The organism is Bifidobacterium sp. UTCIF-39 (assembly GCF_006408715.1).
Taxonomy (GTDB): domain Bacteria; phylum Actinomycetota; class Actinomycetes; order Actinomycetales; family Bifidobacteriaceae; genus Galliscardovia; species Galliscardovia tissieri.
Map to the genome: position 1 here is coordinate 1 of NZ_JEOG01000020.1, position 17,967 is coordinate 17,967.

At 49.5% G+C, this 17,967-nt stretch carries 12 protein-coding genes and 1 pseudogene; 3 read left to right on the plus strand and 10 right to left on the minus strand.

Translation table 11 applies throughout. The features are described from left to right. Window positions 1-200 precede the first annotated feature (200 nt). From glf to EP30_RS08430, 6 genes are all read right to left on the minus strand, one after another. Complete coding sequence (gene glf, locus EP30_RS08405; RefSeq protein WP_094663930.1) at window positions 201-1,373, minus strand: UDP-galactopyranose mutase; 1,173 nt, start codon at window positions 1,371-1,373, stop codon at window positions 201-203. A 66-nt stretch (window positions 1,374-1,439) separates the two neighbouring features. Beyond that, window positions 1,440-3,506 (minus strand): glycosyltransferase, encoded by a 2,067-nt coding sequence (locus tag EP30_RS08410; protein WP_140557801.1) that lies wholly within the window; start codon window positions 3,504-3,506, stop codon window positions 1,440-1,442. Between the two features lie 24 nt (window positions 3,507-3,530). Beyond that, window positions 3,531-4,787 carry an ABC transporter ATP-binding protein gene (locus tag EP30_RS08415; RefSeq protein WP_140557803.1) on the minus strand — a complete coding sequence of 419 codons (1,257 nt, stop codon included), beginning with the start codon at window positions 4,785-4,787 and terminating at the stop codon, window positions 3,531-3,533. Next, complete coding sequence (locus tag EP30_RS08420) at window positions 4,787-5,614, minus strand: ABC transporter permease (RefSeq protein WP_375137750.1); 828 nt, start codon at window positions 5,612-5,614, stop codon at window positions 4,787-4,789. Before EP30_RS08420 ends, EP30_RS08415 begins: the two co-directional genes overlap by 1 nt. A gap of 102 nt (window positions 5,615-5,716) precedes the next feature. Then, entirely contained in the window at window positions 5,717-6,253 is a 537-nt protein-coding gene (locus EP30_RS08425; protein ID WP_140557806.1) for a PIN domain-containing protein, read from the minus strand. After that, window positions 6,243-7,043, minus strand: coding sequence for a hypothetical protein (locus tag EP30_RS08430; RefSeq protein ID WP_140557809.1), 801 nt, complete (start codon window positions 7,041-7,043; stop codon window positions 6,243-6,245). Before EP30_RS08430 ends, EP30_RS08425 begins: the two co-directional genes overlap by 11 nt. 162 nt (window positions 7,044-7,205) lie before the next feature. Between EP30_RS08430 and EP30_RS08435 the strand changes: the two genes are divergently transcribed. Further along, window positions 7,206-8,453, plus strand: coding sequence for a LicD family protein (locus EP30_RS08435; RefSeq protein ID WP_140557812.1), 1,248 nt, complete (start codon window positions 7,206-7,208; stop codon window positions 8,451-8,453). A 165-nt stretch (window positions 8,454-8,618) separates the two neighbouring features. Then, a complete protein-coding gene (locus EP30_RS08440; protein WP_140557814.1) occupies window positions 8,619-10,499 on the plus strand; it encodes a glycosyltransferase in 1,881 nt (626 codons plus the stop codon). Between the two features lie 114 nt (window positions 10,500-10,613). Here the strand turns inward: EP30_RS08440 and EP30_RS08445 are convergent, their stop codons facing one another. Together EP30_RS08445 and EP30_RS08450 are read right to left on the minus strand one after the other, a co-directional pair. After that, window positions 10,614-12,365: a DUF6020 family protein gene (locus tag EP30_RS08445; RefSeq protein WP_140557817.1), complete on the minus strand. Its 1,752-nt coding sequence runs from the start codon at window positions 12,363-12,365 to the stop codon at window positions 10,614-10,616. Between the two features lie 325 nt (window positions 12,366-12,690). Continuing rightward, the gene (locus EP30_RS08450; RefSeq protein WP_140557819.1) at window positions 12,691-14,361 is read right to left on the minus strand and encodes a glycosyltransferase family 39 protein; all 1,671 of its coding nucleotides are present in this window, start codon (window positions 14,359-14,361) and stop codon (window positions 12,691-12,693) included. Between the two features lie 297 nt (window positions 14,362-14,658). Between EP30_RS08450 and EP30_RS08455 the strand changes: the two are divergent. Continuing rightward, window positions 14,659-15,269, plus strand: a pseudogene (locus EP30_RS08455) (transposase); the annotation flags it as partial. A 182-nt stretch (window positions 15,270-15,451) separates the two neighbouring features. On the opposite strand, the gene EP30_RS08460 reads toward EP30_RS08455, so the two are convergent. Next, window positions 15,452-15,934: a lytic transglycosylase domain-containing protein gene (locus tag EP30_RS08460; RefSeq protein WP_140557824.1), complete on the minus strand. Its 483-nt coding sequence runs from the start codon at window positions 15,932-15,934 to the stop codon at window positions 15,452-15,454. Window positions 15,935-16,940: 1,006 nt separating this feature from the next. Further along, a complete protein-coding gene (locus EP30_RS08465; RefSeq protein ID WP_140557826.1) occupies window positions 16,941-17,888 on the minus strand; it encodes a glycosyltransferase family 2 protein in 948 nt (315 codons plus the stop codon). Window positions 17,889-17,967: the final 79 nt, after the last annotated feature.

Sequence of the window (17,967 nt, forward strand, 5' to 3'; positions counted from 1 at the left end):
GGGGGCGTCTTCCCCCGCACCCGACCCCCAAACCGAGGCCTCCCAAAATCAACAAAACATCCCATACACATACAAATGTGGCGGCCGAAACGAGCGCCGGACCCCAGGGGAATCCGGTCACCCGGTTCGACCGCCACAGAGCAATCACAGAGCAATCACAAAGCAAAGCCCGCGCCTCACACAGCGCAGCCCCGCACCCGCTACTTCAGCAGCGGCTCCACCTGCTCCTCATACGCAGTGAGCGCGGTGTCGATCACATTGTGCATGTCGTAGTACTTGTACGTGCCCAGACGACCGCCGAACACGACCTTCGGCTCGGCCGCGGCCTTCTCCGCATAGCGGGCGTAGAGCTCCTTGTCGGCGTCGGTGTTCACCGGGTAGTACGGCTCATCACCGCGCTCAGCGAAGCGGGAGTACTCCTCCCACACCACGGTCTTCTCGTGGTTCTGCTGGTCGGCACGCTCCGGGTTGAAGTTCTTGAACTCGATGGCGCGGGTGTACGGCACGTCGGCGTCGGAGAAATTCATCACCGGGCATCCGAAGTGGTCGTCCTCATCGTAGCGAACCTCCTTGAAGTCCACGGTGCGCCACTTGAGGTCGCCGAGCTCGTAGTCGAAGTAGCGGTCCACCGGACCCGTGTACACGATCGGCACGCCCGCGGCGAGCAGCGCCTTCTTGTTGAACGGCTGCGACTCGTCGAAGAAGTCCACACCGAGGGTCACATGGATGCGCGGATCGTCGATCATGCGCTCCATCCACTTGGTGTAGCCGTCCTTGGGCAGGCCCTCCCACGTGTCCTTGAAGTAGCGGTTGTCGTAGTTGAAGCGCACGGGCAGTCGCTTGATGATGGCGGCCGGCAGCTCGCTCGGGTCGGTCTGCCACTGCTTGCCGGTGTAGTTCTTGATGAACGCCTCGTACAGCGGGCGGCCGATCAGCTGGATGCCCTTGTCGTTGAGGTTCTGCGGATCGGTGCCGGCGAGCTCGCCCGCCTGCTCCTCGATGAGCGCCTTGGCCTCGGCCGGCGTGTAGTGCGCGTGGAAGAACTGGTTGATCGTGCCGAGGTTGATCGGCAGCGGGAACACCTCGCCATCGTGCGTGGCGTACACGCGGTGCACGTAGTCGGTGAACTCGGTGAAGCGGTTGACGTAATCCCACACGCGCTTGTTCGACGTGTGGAAGAGGTGCGCGCCGTACTTGTGGATTTCGGCGCCGGTCTCCTCGTCCATGTACGAGTAGGCGTTGCCGCCGATGTGATCGCGGACGTCGATGATCTCCACCTTCACGCCCAGGTGTTCCACCGCCTGCTGCGCGATCGTCAGACCGAACAGTCCGGCGCCGACGATCACCAGATCCGGGTAGGTGTTCTCAGCCATGTGCAACCTTTCTATGTTTGGTTTTCCGCTACGGACCATAGTACTTGCGACGGTGCCAAGCGGCCGCTACTCGGCCTTGGAACCCTTGGATTCAGACGCCTTATCCACCGCGAAGATACGACCCCATGTTTTCAGGGACGGCAGATCATACGCACGGTACTCGGCGGACAGCCGCTTCCAGTCGCGCACGAGCTGGCTCGCCAGACGATACCCCTCCCACATGCTCTTGCGGAAGCGGACGTTGTCGCGCTTAAGCCAAGCTACGGAATTCCCGTCAGGGGACGTCACCAACGCGGAATTTACACCGTCGAACGCGAGCCACGTCCAAGAAGCGTCCTGTGCAGGGATCGCCACGTCAGGTCGTTCCGCATTGGCGTAGCTCTTGTTTGAAAGCACGCTTTTGATGATGGTCTTTGCCGCACCCTTGTAGCGTTCCCGCATGGTTCCAGGACGATGCCGAGGCGACACATTCTCATGGTCAGGTTCCGGGAAGTCCTCAAAACTGGGGGAAGTCTGCGCATCGGCAAATCGAGAGCGCAGCTCGCGAATCTCGCCCAACTTCGCGGGGAAGGAATCAACAATATACTGCGGTCCGCGCAGAATATCGCGCAGTGCCTGATGCCGAATCGCCATGGCAGAATACGTGAATCGCAGTCCCAAGCTGGCATCTCCGTACAGACTTTCAACTAGTACGCGCGATTGCGGAGCATTCGGCTGGAACAGCAACGCGGCAATCCACCGATTGCGTTCAGTGAAGTATTCCTCCCATGTGCGGGCAGGATCCTTGCCGTGCCACGCCTGATGCCACACGGCCACGCCAGGCAGGCACACGGTCGGGAATCCAGCACGCTTGGCACGCAGGCCGTATTCGATATCATCGAATTTGATGAATACCGGTAACGACAATCCAATGGTTTTCAGCACAGTTACCGGAATCAAGCACATCCACCAACCGTTGAAATCTTCATCAATACGTTGATGACGGTCTGGGGAATCACGCAATGGCTCAGCAGCGAAATCATGGTTATATCCCATATCCTGGGACGGTTGCATCCACATACGTCGCCAGTTGATCCGTTCGCCTTGTGTATACAGCATGGTCCGATTGTCGAGATGCAGCATGCCGCCACCCACCAACACAGGCTTGATGGTGTAGTCGGCAAACTGTACTGCGCGCAAAATCGACTCGGGTTCGCTGATCGCATCGTCGTCCAGCAGCAAACAGTAATCGCTGGAACCCGTTTGTACTGTCTCGTACATGCCGCGTGAGAATCCGCCAGAACCACCAAGGTTACGTTGACGGATATAGGTAAGCTGTGTGCCGAGCTCTTCAGCAACAGCCGCATAACCGACCTGATTCTTAACTAGATCGGAACCCTGATCCGTGCAGTATACAGTGTCCAACCGCATGCGTAATTCCGATGCCTCGCTGATGGCCTTAAGCTGGTTGAGGCAGTACGACGGACGGTTGAACGTGGCGATCGCGATCGACAACGTGGTCGGATCCTCGGACGTGTGATGTTCCTTCGGGACCTGCCATACCGCGTCGGACACGGTCAGCGGTTTATCGGCAGATGCTTCAGCATCGAACCAGAAATATCCACCATCCATAAGGCCCGTCATGGGGATGTCCATGACGATTGACTGTGCTTTACCCCGGTTGGCTTTCACCATCGTTTCTCCGACGGGAGAGAACAGACCACGTCCATTGGACGCATATGCCACCACGCGGCCTTCGCCCCGAGCCTGCGCCACGAAACGAACCGTATCTACAGACGTCCAACGACGCCAGTATCCAGCCGGGAACGCATTGAAGAACGAGCACAGCGAAGTCCTCGTTCCCACCTTGATCTGTATTGCGGACCGTCCCAGAACAGTGAACGTGTTGCATGTGGCGCCAGCGCTCATGCCACCCGACAGTCCGCGTCGAACCAATCGCTGATATCCAGACTGGTTCATGCCCGCAAAGTCAAGCCTTTTCATGTCGACGCGCGGGTCAAGCATGGCATCGGAAAGACGCGGCTGAGTCCAGTCCAAAGCATACAACGGCAATATCTGATCGGCGTCCTTCAGCGGATAAACGACTCGGGACACTGTTTCCCAAAGCGGTTCCGTACTCTTGGTATCAACCATTCTGTGTCAGATCTCCTTTGATGCTCAATCAGTCTGGGTGATCACCATTGCGCGATCGCTCAGCAATGCATACTCGCGATTGGAATCATCGCGAATTACAAAATTGCATGCATTATCGTCCACGGCAACGCCGACTGCATCGCTTTCCAGCTTGTTGCCGGGGATCGGAGTGCGCAGCGACGTGATGAGACGGAATTCTCCATTATTGAACAGGTTCAGTGGCATTTCAAAATGTACGGTCTGATGACCGTGCTTGCTCATTTTGATTGTCGTGGCCCCGGTATCGTATGTGATACCCCCACGACGGATATCATGCAATGCGATCGCCAGATAGAAATTTCCCGGCTCATCGTATTGATATTCGACGGCAAACTTGAAGGTATCGGAAGACTTACAAATCTGAGAAGATACAGCATAGGTGCGCAGGATCGGGCATCGTTCGTTCAGCCCATTCGGATACCCACCACGGGCCTTCCGACGCTGCGTTTCGAGAGCCTGCTCAGCCTTCAGATTAGCCAATGTGTACTGCTGGGACACGGTCTCCGGATCACCAATAGCCTCGACTACTCCATCTGCGATCATCATCGCTCGAGAGCAGTATTTACGTACGGAATCCATATCATGAGTGACCAGGATGACCGTCTTTGAAGAGTCCTTCTTGATCTGAGTAAAGAAGTCGCTACACTTCCGTTGGAACGCTTCATCGCCCACAGCGAGCACCTCATCAAGAACGAGGATATCTCCCTGCGCTTTGATTGCCACTGAGAACGCGAGTCGCACCTGCATACCGCTGGAGTAGTTCTTGAGCTTCTGATCCATGAATTCGCCGAGTTCTGCGAAATCCACGATATCGTCGTACATCGCGTCAACTTCTTCGGTTGTGAATCCGAGAAGGCTGCCGTTCAGATACACATTCTCTCGACCGGTCAGTTCGGGATTGAAACCGACGCCGAGCTCGATGAACGGGACCAGCTTCCCCTTGACGTCCACGCTGCCTTGATTGGGATAGTAGATCTGCGAGATGATCTTCAACAGCGTGGACTTACCACCACCGTTACGGCCGACAATACCGAAGAACTCACCCTGATGGACCTCAAAGGATATGTCCTTGAGTACTTCCTGCTTCTTATAGCCTTTAATGCCTTTGGTCCAGTTGATAAACGCCTGCTTCAGGCCCGAAGCCTGTTCCGTCGGAAGTTTGAAGTGCTTCGACACGTGTGACGCCGAAAGCACGACCGGCGCGTCCATATAATTCGGAGCTGTCTGGATCTCTTCACTCATCACATCACCTCGGCAAATTTACGACTGTGCTTACGGAACAGATGAATGCCCAGCCAAAGGAGAACAACGGTCAATATCACGGGAAAGCACTGCACCAGCACGCTATGGAACTCAGTCCACACGGTTGGTTGTGTTTCCGGAGCAATCAGATTGTGTCGAATGTCCTGAATTGTCTGCGCAAACGGATTCAGCAATTCGAGTCGTGCCATATCGGCCAGAACGCCGCCTCGACTGGTGACGTACGTCAATGGATAGATAATTGGCATGCCGTAGAAGATCAGCTGCTGCAACACATCCCAGATATGGGAGATATCACGGTAATACACATACAGCGTAGCCATCAGCAAGGTAACACCCAAGGTTATGGCATACAGCTCGATGATGTTCAAAGGTAGTAACAGCACGCGCCATGTGAATTGCACCTTCAGGGCAAAAGCGAACAGCAGCACCACAGCCAAGTTGATCATGTAGCTGATGAACGCGCCCATGGTTGCAGAAACCACAACGATATAGTTCGGAAAGTGGATCTTCCTAAGTAGATCACCACGGTCGACCACCGAACGAAGGCCGACGGTCGTGGATTCGGTAACAAACTGCCAAGAGCTAATGCCCAGCAACAGCACCACCGGGTATGTGGGTGTACCGTCAGACATCCGCAGGAACTGTGCGAACACCACATACATGACACAGAACATCATTAACGGCTTCAGCACAGACCATGCGATGCCGAGGAACGATCCCTGGTAACGGAGCTTAAAGTCCGTTTTCACCAAGCCGCGCAATACAACCCACGCGTACTCATACCGCGACTTGACACTATCCACCATATTCTTCACGGCACACTATCGTATCAGCGGTCAGGAATGTGACAGCCAACCCCCTATGGCATCTTTACAGGGCAAGCACCTGACACCTGAGTTCGGTCACGATCAGTCGCTGAGTTCCAGCTCCCCTTGCGAGGGAGGAAGCTCCGGCGGATTACAGGCAATGATGTTAAGTGCTCCCTCTTCACGTGCCTTGGCAACAAGGGTGATGAATTTATTATCCCATGTATAGATATGCGAAGCATGAGCATATTGCGCGCTGGCCAGAACCGCCGCATCTCCCGGTCTGAGACCTTGGACCGCGGGAGTGTCACAAAACCATGCCGCCGCATCAGCGGTGAGATCCACCATCATCAGTTCGGAATTCCGGCACCAATCCAGCAACATGTGCTTATGCCGACGTTCCTGATTCCGAGTCTGCCCGACTTTTCCCGACCGCACGATGAAGTCACTCGACAGCTCAATCATCACCATCGACGGCAACAACAGTTCAAGCTCTCCCGCGATGCCATCGTTCAATAGCCGCATGGAACGAGGCAGGTATGAAGAATCAGTCGAGTCCTCCGATCCGAGCGCCACATTGACGATGACATTCGTGTCGACTACGGCACGCTTCGGGTAACGATTATCACTACTCATCATTCTCTCCCGTCGTCATACCGTCGCTTTCAGCAGCGTCGCGCAAGGCTGAGGCGAAATCGACGGAGCTCAATCCTCCAGTGAACCCGGAATCAAGAATTCCTTTCAGATCTTCGGCGGTAACCGGGGAATGATGGCCAGTCTCTATGATGTCCAATGCCTCCGCATCCATGGAAAGCAGAGCACTGTTATTGGTCCGTATGAACCCTCTGACATCAATCTCCATACCGACGTGGATTCGAGAAATCATATTGTCCAATTCCGAACTGAACTTCACATCGACACGGCTTTGCGTAACTCGATCGATAAGTCCAATGGCACGGTGCCTCGGCTGGAGTATCACCTTATCCACTTTGCCTCGCACATGTCCAAAAGATCGACGCGCGCCACGGATCAGCAGCTTCTTTATATCGTCGGACAATCCCTCGGGCGTGAATGTCCCCTTCACATTACGAGATGAAACGATTACGTCTGCACCGGTCTCCTGCGACAAGTCGTTGAGCGACGACAAAATGCTGGAAAAACGTGGAACTTCATCCCGTGACACACCGTCGCGAACAGACAGACGGACAATGGCGTCTAACGTGGCAAACGAACGCTCCGCCGCTTCGTTCATCGTTGTAGGAGTTGCCGCCAGTTCCACACTATGCAGCTCCATGTCAGAGATACGCCAGTCAGAGGCCTCAGCTTCTGCCAGCATCTTGGCGAAGACCGTCACGGATTGTACCAGGGCCCTCGGCGTCACGGCATCCTGCGCACAATCCAACTTTAATCTAAAATCATTCGTTGACATGGCCTACCTCCTTTCACGTTTCAATCTATCACTTGGGGCCATTGGCATGCGGCTCGGCTTTGCGGATCTGCCACGAGCGGTATCAGGCGTGTTCCGCTGTTACCTATGTCGTAACATGAAAACTTAAAAGTAGTACCCAAAATTGAAGGATCTATTGGAAATATGTCTCTTGATGACCTTTTCCCTGCCACACGGCGTTCGGTCCGGAACACTCGCGACGATGTAGTCGCCACCCGTGCCGATATTAGCGAATTACGTCAACGCATCGACACACTTCAGGAACAGAATGCCCTGCTGCTGAAGCGTCTTGAATCCACCTACAACCGTGTTGTACAAACCGATTGCGGAATCAACGAACGGCTTACCACGGAGTTCAACAATACTTGGGACCGCATTGATACGAATGCCGCACATAACACCATTCGTTTCCATGCCTTGTATGCCCGCGATGGAGAAGAGGCACGCGAAACCAGACGCCGCCTCATCGCTTCTGTGGAACCTGCACAGGGGGATGCTCGACTCGTCCAGCTGTGCTGCGCTCGACTGATGTCGGAGCTGGACCAGATCTGCCGCGAAAATGGAATCCGATACTGGCTTTCATGGGGTACGCTCATCAGTTCCTTGTGCCGCAATGGATTCTTCCCTTGGGATGACGATATCGACATTGCCATGCCTCGGGCGGATGTTGACAAGCTCATCACCGCAGTCAAAGATCACCCCGCATATCAGGTAACGATCTGCTACGACTGGTACGTCTTATGCAAACAGATTCGCTTCAGCCGACGAGATGGTGCCGTTCCGTCGTTTATCGATATCGCCGCATTCGATTGGTCCACTGGAGCCACGGAGTCCAATGATGCGACCATGCGACAGCTTCGTGGCGAGATGATGGGGAAGCTCCGAAGCCTTGGCACCGATGACGGCCCGTTATCCTACTGGGCCGAGCGGAAGTACCTGTACGCGCCCGGTAGCGGAGCCGTGGCGCAAGTCACCGATGAGGGAGACCCGGATACACAGGATATTGACAAGACGGAAGAAACGTGTCTGGCCATAGAGACCATCTTTAAGGAATACCGCGATAAAGCATACGAGGCAGGAACACTCTGTGACGAAGACGCCGCGCAATCGCTGTGCTACACCATGGATGGCATGAGTGATGCCGGAGGTTGGATGACGACCTGCCCATGGAACTATCCGGTATGTGACATTTATCCGACAAGAACGGTCACTCTTGAAGGATTTGACATACAGGCTCCCGCCGATCCCAAGTCATATTCGGACATGCTGTATCCGGGGTGGCCGTTCCTGCCATCAGGTGCTGATCTGCACCGCACACACTTCGATGTGGAAAAGCGAATCAATGCAACCACTCGTAAGAGCATGAATGACTTCATCGCCGGTAAGCTGTGACTGGTTGCAGAACTAACCAAGACTGTAGCGGCATAGGGGTTCATGCTTTCTTCACCACATCTCTGGCAGAGTGGTGAAGAAAGCATGAACCCGAAAAAGTCACACGGGATTCGATAGTATTGCAGTGTTTGAACGAATATCCTTCGTAAGCGAGGTATAAGGCATATGCCATCAATGCGTTTCGCAAACGTGCTCATGGAAACAACCCCACGTGCACTCAGCTATCCCACGATGTACTACCACACTGATCAGTCTGTGTCCGTGGATCCCGAGACCCGCGAATGGACGCTCGGCGGAACCGGCACTACCGACTTCACCACATATTTCAACGCTCTCTCCGTGCTGAAACTGCGCAAGTACACGCGTGCTACCGGCTTCCACCTGCATCTTGAGATCAAGGGCGCACGGTGCACAGTCACTCAAACCAAGGCGTACCGCCTTTCCCCAGAACCAGAGCTCGAGCCCAAGGTATCTGCAGTCACCAAGGGCGGAAATGCTTGGGAATCGGTCGATCTCACGCTCAATGTAGATGATGAAATGGTGCTCGCCGGCTTCCAGATCAAAACAACCGGCAAAGTCACTTGCCGCAACGCATACTACACACTGGACATTGATGGCGATCTGGCCGATGTGGAGCTTTCTCTCTCAACAACGACGTTCAAGAAAGAGTCATACATCACCAAGAACATCAATCTGGTGAAAAAAAAGATTCTCGATTCAGACAATGACATTGCCAAGCATTTCCGTATGCACGTGATCGACAATGGTCAGACTCTGCCCTATAAGGAACTCAGCGACGACAAGGTCACCGTTTCCCCGAACGAAAACGTGGGCGGTGCCGGCGGCTTTGCCCGCGGCATGATCGAATCCATGGAACAGGACGTCCCGGCAACGCATGTGCTGCTCATGGATGATGACGTTGAGGTTTCCCCCGAAAGCATCATGCGCACCTATAACCTGCTGCGCATCGTCAAGCCTCAGTATTCCGAAGCCTTTGTGAGTGGCGCCATGCTGAATTACGAGGACGTTCAGGACATGAGGGAAGACACCGGTTTCATCGAGCCGAATATCGGTGTCTGCGTGCCGGCCAAGCCCCCGCTGCAGGTAACGAAATTCGTCGATATCGTGTACAACGAGTGCTACGACGAGACCATGTCCGTCAAGAAGGCCAATCGCTATGCGGCATGGTGGTATTGCTGCATTCCGATGAGCGTAATCAAGCGCAACGGCATGCCCATGCCGATTTTTGTGCGTTACGATGACGTGGAATACGGTATTCGATGCAAGCCGACGTTCATGACCATGAATGGTCTGGGAATCTGGCATTCCAAGTTTGAAATTCGCTACAACGCCGCCGTGGAACGCTACCAGAGCATCCGCAACGGCATGATCGCTCAGATGACTACCGAGCTTGCTCCCAGCATCGACACTTTCCTGCGCGAGCTACGCGATCAGGTGAACCTGGAGTTGAAGAAGTTCAACTACACGGATGCCGAACTGGCGCTTGCTGGATTCGAGGACTTCCTTAAGGGCCCCGATTTCATCAAGAAGCCTGTGGCTCAGGAATGCTTCATGAAGGCAAACCGAGAAAAGGAGAAGCTGGTTTCCTTCGAAGAACTGCAGAAGCAGGCCGACTCCATGGGACTGGAAGATCTGGATCTTTCCACGCTCACCCGTCAGGTGATCGACTACGATAAGCCGCGTACTTGGACCGAGCGCGCCTTCGACTACGTAACGTGCAATGGCCACCGCGTGCTGGTGACCAAGCCCAAGAACAAGGACTACGTGGTGATCCCCAGTGCGGGCTGGATCTACCCGGCCGGCATGATTCATGATGAAAAGATCATCGTGGCTGTAGATTGGTTCAACAAGAAGGGCATCATCCGCACCAAGAATGTGGATCGTTACAAGGAAGTCATGAAGCGTTACAAGCGCGATCTGGCCTACTTCAAGAAGCACCGGTCCCGCTTGCAGCAGGAATACAAAGCTGCTCGCAAGACGCTTACCTCCATTCCGTTCTGGAAGCAGTACCTCGGTATGGAGTAATCCAATACGAGATCGCACAAAACACGCTAGGGGCGGTGCCGAGAATAATCTCGGCACCGCCCCTATGTTTTCCGGGTGGGATATTACTTACAGATTGTGTACAGCAAGCAAATCTCACTTGTCAAAACGGCAAAACATCAACTCCCCAAAAATCGGCAGCATAAAGTAAACCGAAATAGGATACCAGAACAATGCCATCGGCGAGAGATAAAGAGCTAAGACAAAGAATCCCAGAAAAGTCCACGCCACGGCCTTGATCCATTGTTTTCTGAAAACAAGATAAGAAATAATCATCAGTGGAAGATAGGTAACGTACAAGCCCATCGAGCATAAGGGATTACCGACATCTTTTTTCCCAACTTGATTTAACGAATAAGCTGCAGACGTAACAAAGTCTGGCTTGTCGGGAATCTCCATTAGAGGCCCCAGAATCGATTCAGCATCTTCAGGATCAGACAAGAAAGAACCCCAAAGCTTCATATAATCATTATTGAATAAATACAAAGAGTCCGTGGGATATGAGAAAGATTGCCATAAGTAGCTCCATCCATAAGTGAAACCCACATAGGCTTTGGCATACTCAACAATGTTGTTCGTACCTACAGAAAACCATACTTTGACTGCTTTAAGCTTATCCGAAATAGTAGCATCTGGATTATAGGTCCAAGTAGCTTCGTCTGTACGAGTTGGATTATAGATCTTTCCAGCTCTATCAAGATCAGCGAAATTAGATATTGCTTGATGTTGTGAGACAGAGATTTTATCAGGATCTTTTGCTTGAACTCTCGCCAATGGCTGTATTATTAGACCATATATCTCCTTATTCGGACTCTCTTCCGCATCGGTCATCTTCTGAGAAAGAGGAAGCCAGGCAAGTTGAACTAAAGCAATAGCGATCAGAAGCCCTACAACAAACTTCTTCCTATTCTCATACATCGCAAAAAACAAAAAAATAGAAGCACAAACAACAACCTCCAATCCGGTACGTTTTGTCATCATAACGAAGCAAGACAACACAATGAAAGCTCCTATAATTAGAGGCCTTCGCAATACCGAACCACGAGTTCGGCATATTTCCACAAATAATATAGAGAAAGGAACCATAAATAGTGCATGAAGCGAGTCTTTACTCATTGTCGGCACAGCGCCCGCCACAACATAACTCGTGGAAATGAACGCTAACAAAAGACCAGCAAATAGCCTAGGAACGCCGATTTTTCTTAAATAGCACAGACTCAAAGCCGATACAAATGATAAAGCCACTGTTTGACAAACTGTATATATAGCTAGCCCATATCGAAGACTACCGAGCATCTCCCCACAATGCCAGAAGATTCCAAAAATCAATGTATCAAAAATCGGATGTTGGGTGTAGTATCGATGCAAGCCCAAACTTTGAAACATCTGAGGGATGGTATCATCGCGTAAAGCACCAGGCCAGTAAATAATGACCCATGGAATCCAACAAAGTAAAATAATAAACCAGAAGAACAGAAAGTATTTCCTGATAGAATATTTAAAAGAGATGGCACTTGTTCTCTGCATCAGGAAGGCTAGACGCAATTCCCTACGACTGTGAAACGCCTCATTATCGTTAGGCACTACATCATTTTTAACAGTACAATCTCTAATATGAGATCGGTCGGCTAACATATAAACAATTCGGGAAACAAGATATAAAATAAAGAAAAGAAGTAGACAAGATAGCAATCCATCTTGAATGATATTTGGAGTTACAGGCTTCTCAAATGCCATAGTGGAGTGTGCTACATATCCAGAAAACCCGAATAAACTACCAATGATCGAAAAGGCGAAGGCTGCGGGATCAATAGCACTACCTACGTAATGAACAATTTGTTGTATCATTATTTGCCCTCATTCCACTTAGAACATTTCATGACTGAACACAAAAGTATAACGCCTATATAAATCATGTATTAATTATCGATCACACAGAGATATGAGAGCAATGTCACAAAACATGGAATGTGTCATTTAAAGCGAATACAAGAGCTACGATAATCTATCTGGATCAATTCCACATTCCATCAGTATCCAATATTATACTCTAACTTTACTTCTCATTTGGTAGTAGGTGAAAAGGTCATGAGATAAGTAAACCTTGCACAGAAAGAAACTTTTGAAACTACTTATTGATGTCGCGCTTAGAACGCGACATCAATACACAGATTCACCCAATCGTTATACGATCAAAATGAAACAACTTGCCTATTACAGGCTTAACCTTTTCTACAAGGAATTGAATACCTAGAGCAGCTAATGGGAACAGCAAAAAATAAAATGGAAATGCATACACACTTTTTGCTTCCCAAAGAATGTAGCACAGGAAACCACCTATAAATGTCACCGTAAAAAGTTGCACGAGTGCCGCGCAAGGTTCTTTTTTACGGATACTTCTAATTAGGAGAATGATAACTGCACCAACCGATAAACCGTAAATCAGGCTCTGCATCACATTATCAAAACCCACCATAAGTTGATACCCATGCCCGGCCAACAAAAAGTTTTCCAACCCTTTAGTCTGCATATTTCTATCACCTTGAGAAGAGTAAAGAGCCGTTTGGAAAGTTGGCTCAGCCCATTCCGAAGCAAGTTTTCGAAACAAGAAAGAAAACGAAGTAGAATCAAAAGATCCAAAAAAATGGCTAATGACATCCCAAGCACTCCTCGACTGAACATCAGGATTCCCGCCGCTAGCCACATATTGCTTCAAAATATCATCCTGCCACCAACCAGGACCGGTAGGCTTGATTTCCTGCAAGCCCATTGCAACCCAAGAGACCATGGGCATGCCGTCGCCAAATTTCTGACCGACAATTTTCTCCAAAATCATAGGAGGGATTTTAGATATTGAGTATGCGACGACAAAAAAAGGAAAGCTCAATAGCATTATTCCTTTACGAAAGCGTGTCAGCAAGTTCAGGAGGCAAACAACGGTGATCGCAATCATAAAAATAATGAACGTACTTTTGATAATGACACCAATTGCACCAACGAAATAGGCCAACGCTAACAATGCAACGCTCCGTAGAGATGAAGGAGACTCCAAGGCCTTTGCAGATATCACCAAGGACAGAACACAAAAGAAGAGACCCACGACATTGGTATAAACAAAGGCTGAATACATCAATAGAGGAATACAAGATAAGTATAGCACAGCCAGAGCACTCAAACCAATATTCTTAAGGCCAAATAATTCAGAAGCGCTCAGCAATAAGCAGATCAGTCCAGAAATGAAGAGAGCATTAATGATCTGAAATGCCAGTATATTATATGATCCAAAAATTGAAAAAACGAATAAAAACCACAGCAAAGGTCCAGCTTGATAGGGATACCAGGCAAAATATCGATATAAGTTTCCTTTGCTAATATCTGGTGTATTCAAACATGATACATAAGAATTACCATCCGTTGGGCCACAATAATCAATTGTGAACTGAGAGAAATCCCCTTGTAGTATAGCATTGCTACCATGCATTAGCATTACTGAATCAGCATACCAATAGTTCGTCAAAGATAGCGATGCGATCCAAGCAAGTTGAATGAAGAAGGATATCCAAAAAACAGAATGTACTAATTTTCTTCTCTGGATCTTCGAAAGTGTAATCGCACTAAATACCAACAGCGCAAAAATAATAAGAATTGCAGCAGGGAAAAGCAGGGAAGCATTTCTGAACCTAATATATTCAGTAAACACATCACTCCGGTCTTCACTGCGGATAAATTCAACCGTCACGAACAATGACAGAGAAAAGAGGAACAGCAAAATAACAGATTGCAAAACCAGCACAACATCATATAAACATCGACTTAAAAGAGCTGGAACCCTCTTTGAAAACATATTAGACTCCTCTCATAATTAATTTAACTGATTCTATAATCACAGCTATTCGTTAGCATTCTGTTCTTACATGACGCACTCAACCTTTTCCTTGGACCAAACAAGAACAGACCAAAAAATTATAGTACCATCTAGAACAAGAAGATACGACCTACCTAGAATAGAATCTCCGGCCACGATGGATATACAACCGAAAACATCGACGTCTCCAACGGATGCTCCGATCCAACCAGCAGTACCTTAGACAATCGGGGGTGCGGACCAAAAGAAACGCCGAAACGGCCCACCCCAACTTGACAAAACACAGGCATACGGGGGGTCGGCGGCGGCAGGAAGCCGGTCACCACGATCCCCTCCAGGGGCGGGGGCGGCAGGCCTGATCTGGTGGAACGCAAGTTCGAGGCCTCGGCGCCGAACCGTCTGCACGTGGCCGACATCACGTACGTGCGTCTGGCGGACGGCTCGTTCGCGTACGTCGCGTTCGTCACCGACGCGTACGCGCGCAGGATCGTGGGCTGGGCGGTGGCCTCGACGATGCGCGCCGAGGAGCTGCCCCTGCAGGCGTTGGACCAGGCCGTCATGTGGGCGCGTCGCCATGGCGGCGCGGACGGGTGCGTGCACCACTCCGACCACGGGTCGCAGTACATCAGCCTGGTGTATTCCACGCACGTGGCGGACGCGGGCATGCTCCCGTCGACCGGCACGGTCGGCGACTCGTACGACAACGCGCTGGCCGAGCGCACGAACAACACCTACAAGCGCGAGCTGATCTGGGCCAACAGGCCGTACCGGACGGTCGGCGAACTGGAGTACGCGACGATGCGATGGGTGGCGTGGTACAACTCGAAGCGGCTGCACGCATCCCTGGGCTACAGGAGCCCGGAACAGGCAGAGAACGAGTACTATAGACAACAAGCGGCACAAGCCGTCCCACAGTAGAGACGGAACAAAAACCAGACCACTTCACAGAATTCAAAGCATCTGTACATATCCTAGAGATACCGGCACCAAACAGGCTCCGGACAAGAAGTATTGGCAACGAAGGAAATAACCGATCTCTCAACAGAAACGATAAAATAGATCGCTTCATTTACGAGTTCCCGTCGAATCGATGGTCTTTCTGTAATTCATTCCATTTATTAGTCTTCTCACCAATTCTAATGATTTCCAATACATTATTTACGTAGTCTAGGGAAGGATTATAAAACATAATTACAGATCTCAGACGACCTAAATTGGAGCGCCCACTCATTCCAAAGCTAGACAAATATTTCCCCATCTGAGCAATGCTCTCCCTATCGGAAAGGGGTTTCGAGGAACGAATCTGCGCGACTCCTACAGTAAGAGACACCCCGGGGATACAGACTAAAATATTCTCTATCCGACGTACCATCTTCGGCCTATTCAAATCCTCAAAGACCAATATCGAAGTTAATAAACCATCCGGGAGATCACATGCACAAGCTGCGGATTTAATTTCATCCAGGAAAAGATCTTCTATCACATCAATTCGCTGTTTTATATATTCCTCATTCCTTTCACCAGTGGATTCAGAAGCTGCCTTACCATTCATATTGCTGATCCTGATAAACAAAGCAATAACTATCGCCGCAAGAAGCGTCGACCACAAGTCATTAATTAAGGTCTCAATTGCGGAACATATTGAGAAAAGTCAACACAACAGATCGACAAAAACGTGATAATCAATACGGTCATACCGGTCAGAAATATTGAAAAGCAATACATCAACCTATGCGAAAAATACTTATAGCCAAACTTTTCCATCATAAATAGGTAAACATCCTTGGAATAAAAGAACAGCAGTCCAAATGCTGCAATCGTCCACAAATCCTTCGCACTATGCCCAAAAGTCCTCTACGCCATCGCCAATAAAAGATAGCACTCACAATAATTAGAGAGATCCGAAAAGCTAAATACTGAGACCATTGCCTTTTTGCCTGACCTTCAATAAACTGAGCTACTGACATATAATTTATCGGTTTATATATTCATATAATCATTAGGAAAATCTAGCGCCCCCTGCTTCAAAGAGAGAATAGAGAAGCATCCGTGTACCATCAGAGCAAAAGTTGCTGAGAGAAGAATATTATAAAACAAATGATACATATATCCTATATCAAATCATAAAATGCACCATTTCGTTAGCTCCATAGTTTTACGACTTTAGACAGAGCAAACTATCTACGTTAGATCATCCAGTAATCACGACAATATTACATTGTAATACACTCATAAAAGACGTAACGAAAACAGTTAGAAACACCTATTGAGAAGCATACTTTTGGAGTAAATATCAATTTATCACAATTTCACTATTAATCAGAATATTTCCACCCTTTTCAAGGCTAAAAACATGAACATATAGGAACATCAATTACTCTACCAGACATACAATCATTAATAATATCAAATATTGTGCACATATCTTTCTCTATATACGACAGGGGGTGCTGCAATCACATACAAAAGTAACCACAGCACCATTAATCTGCATGGGTATCCACATTGATACTTCACACATAGGTACTTCGTCAGTCTTAAATTATAATAAAACTACGCTAAATCATTTTTTCAACGAAATAACGAGGACGATGCTTCGATTCCATGTATATTTTACCAATATATTCACCAACCACGCCAAGTGAAATAATTATAATACCCCCAATAAGCCACAACGAAATCATGATGCTTCCCCAACCAGCAACCGCATGCCCAGTAAACACTGACACCAGCGTGTAAACAAAGCAAACAATACTCACAAAAACAGAAGCAACACCAAAACCAGTAATCATCTGCAGGGGCTTGACCGAAAACGACGTAATGCCTTCGACAGCAAAAGAAATCATCTTACTGAGAGGATACTTCGATTCACCTGCTACGCGAACACCTCGCTTATAATAAACGACATCCGTCTTAAACCCAATAGAAGGAACGATCCCTCGCAAGAAGAGATTAACTTCAGTATATTCGCTCAATGCCTCTAAAGCGATACGCCCCATCAATCTGTAGTCAGCATGATCGGCAACCGTTTCCGCTCCCAAAGCATTCATTAGCTTATAAAACATCTCGGCAGTACCGCGCTTAAACGCAGAGTCAGTATCACGATTATCCCGCACGCCGTAAACTACTTGAGCACCCTGCTTATATTTTTCTATGAATTGGTCAATAGCATTAATGTCATCCTGCAAGTCAGCGTCCATCGAAATTGCCGCATCACAACCCGCCTTCAGCGCTTCCATTAGACCGGCATAAAGCGCATTTTGATGACCACGATTATGTGCGAGCTTTACGCCACCAAAGTATGCCGCTTCCTGATGCAAGGACTCGATCACATCCCAAGTGTGATCCTTTGACCCATCATCAACAAACAATACCCGACTCTCTGAAGAGATCGCATTTCGTTGATAAAGATCCGTAATTTTTTGTTTTAGCCTTCTTGAAGTTTCCGGCAACGCTTCTTCTTCGTTATAACAAGGAATAACGAAAAAAACGACAGGCTCAGCCATACCATCCTCCAAAATCCTCAAAGCTTCTGTAAAAGAATAGCAAAAAACAGAGACAAGACACACTCACCCGTTCAACATA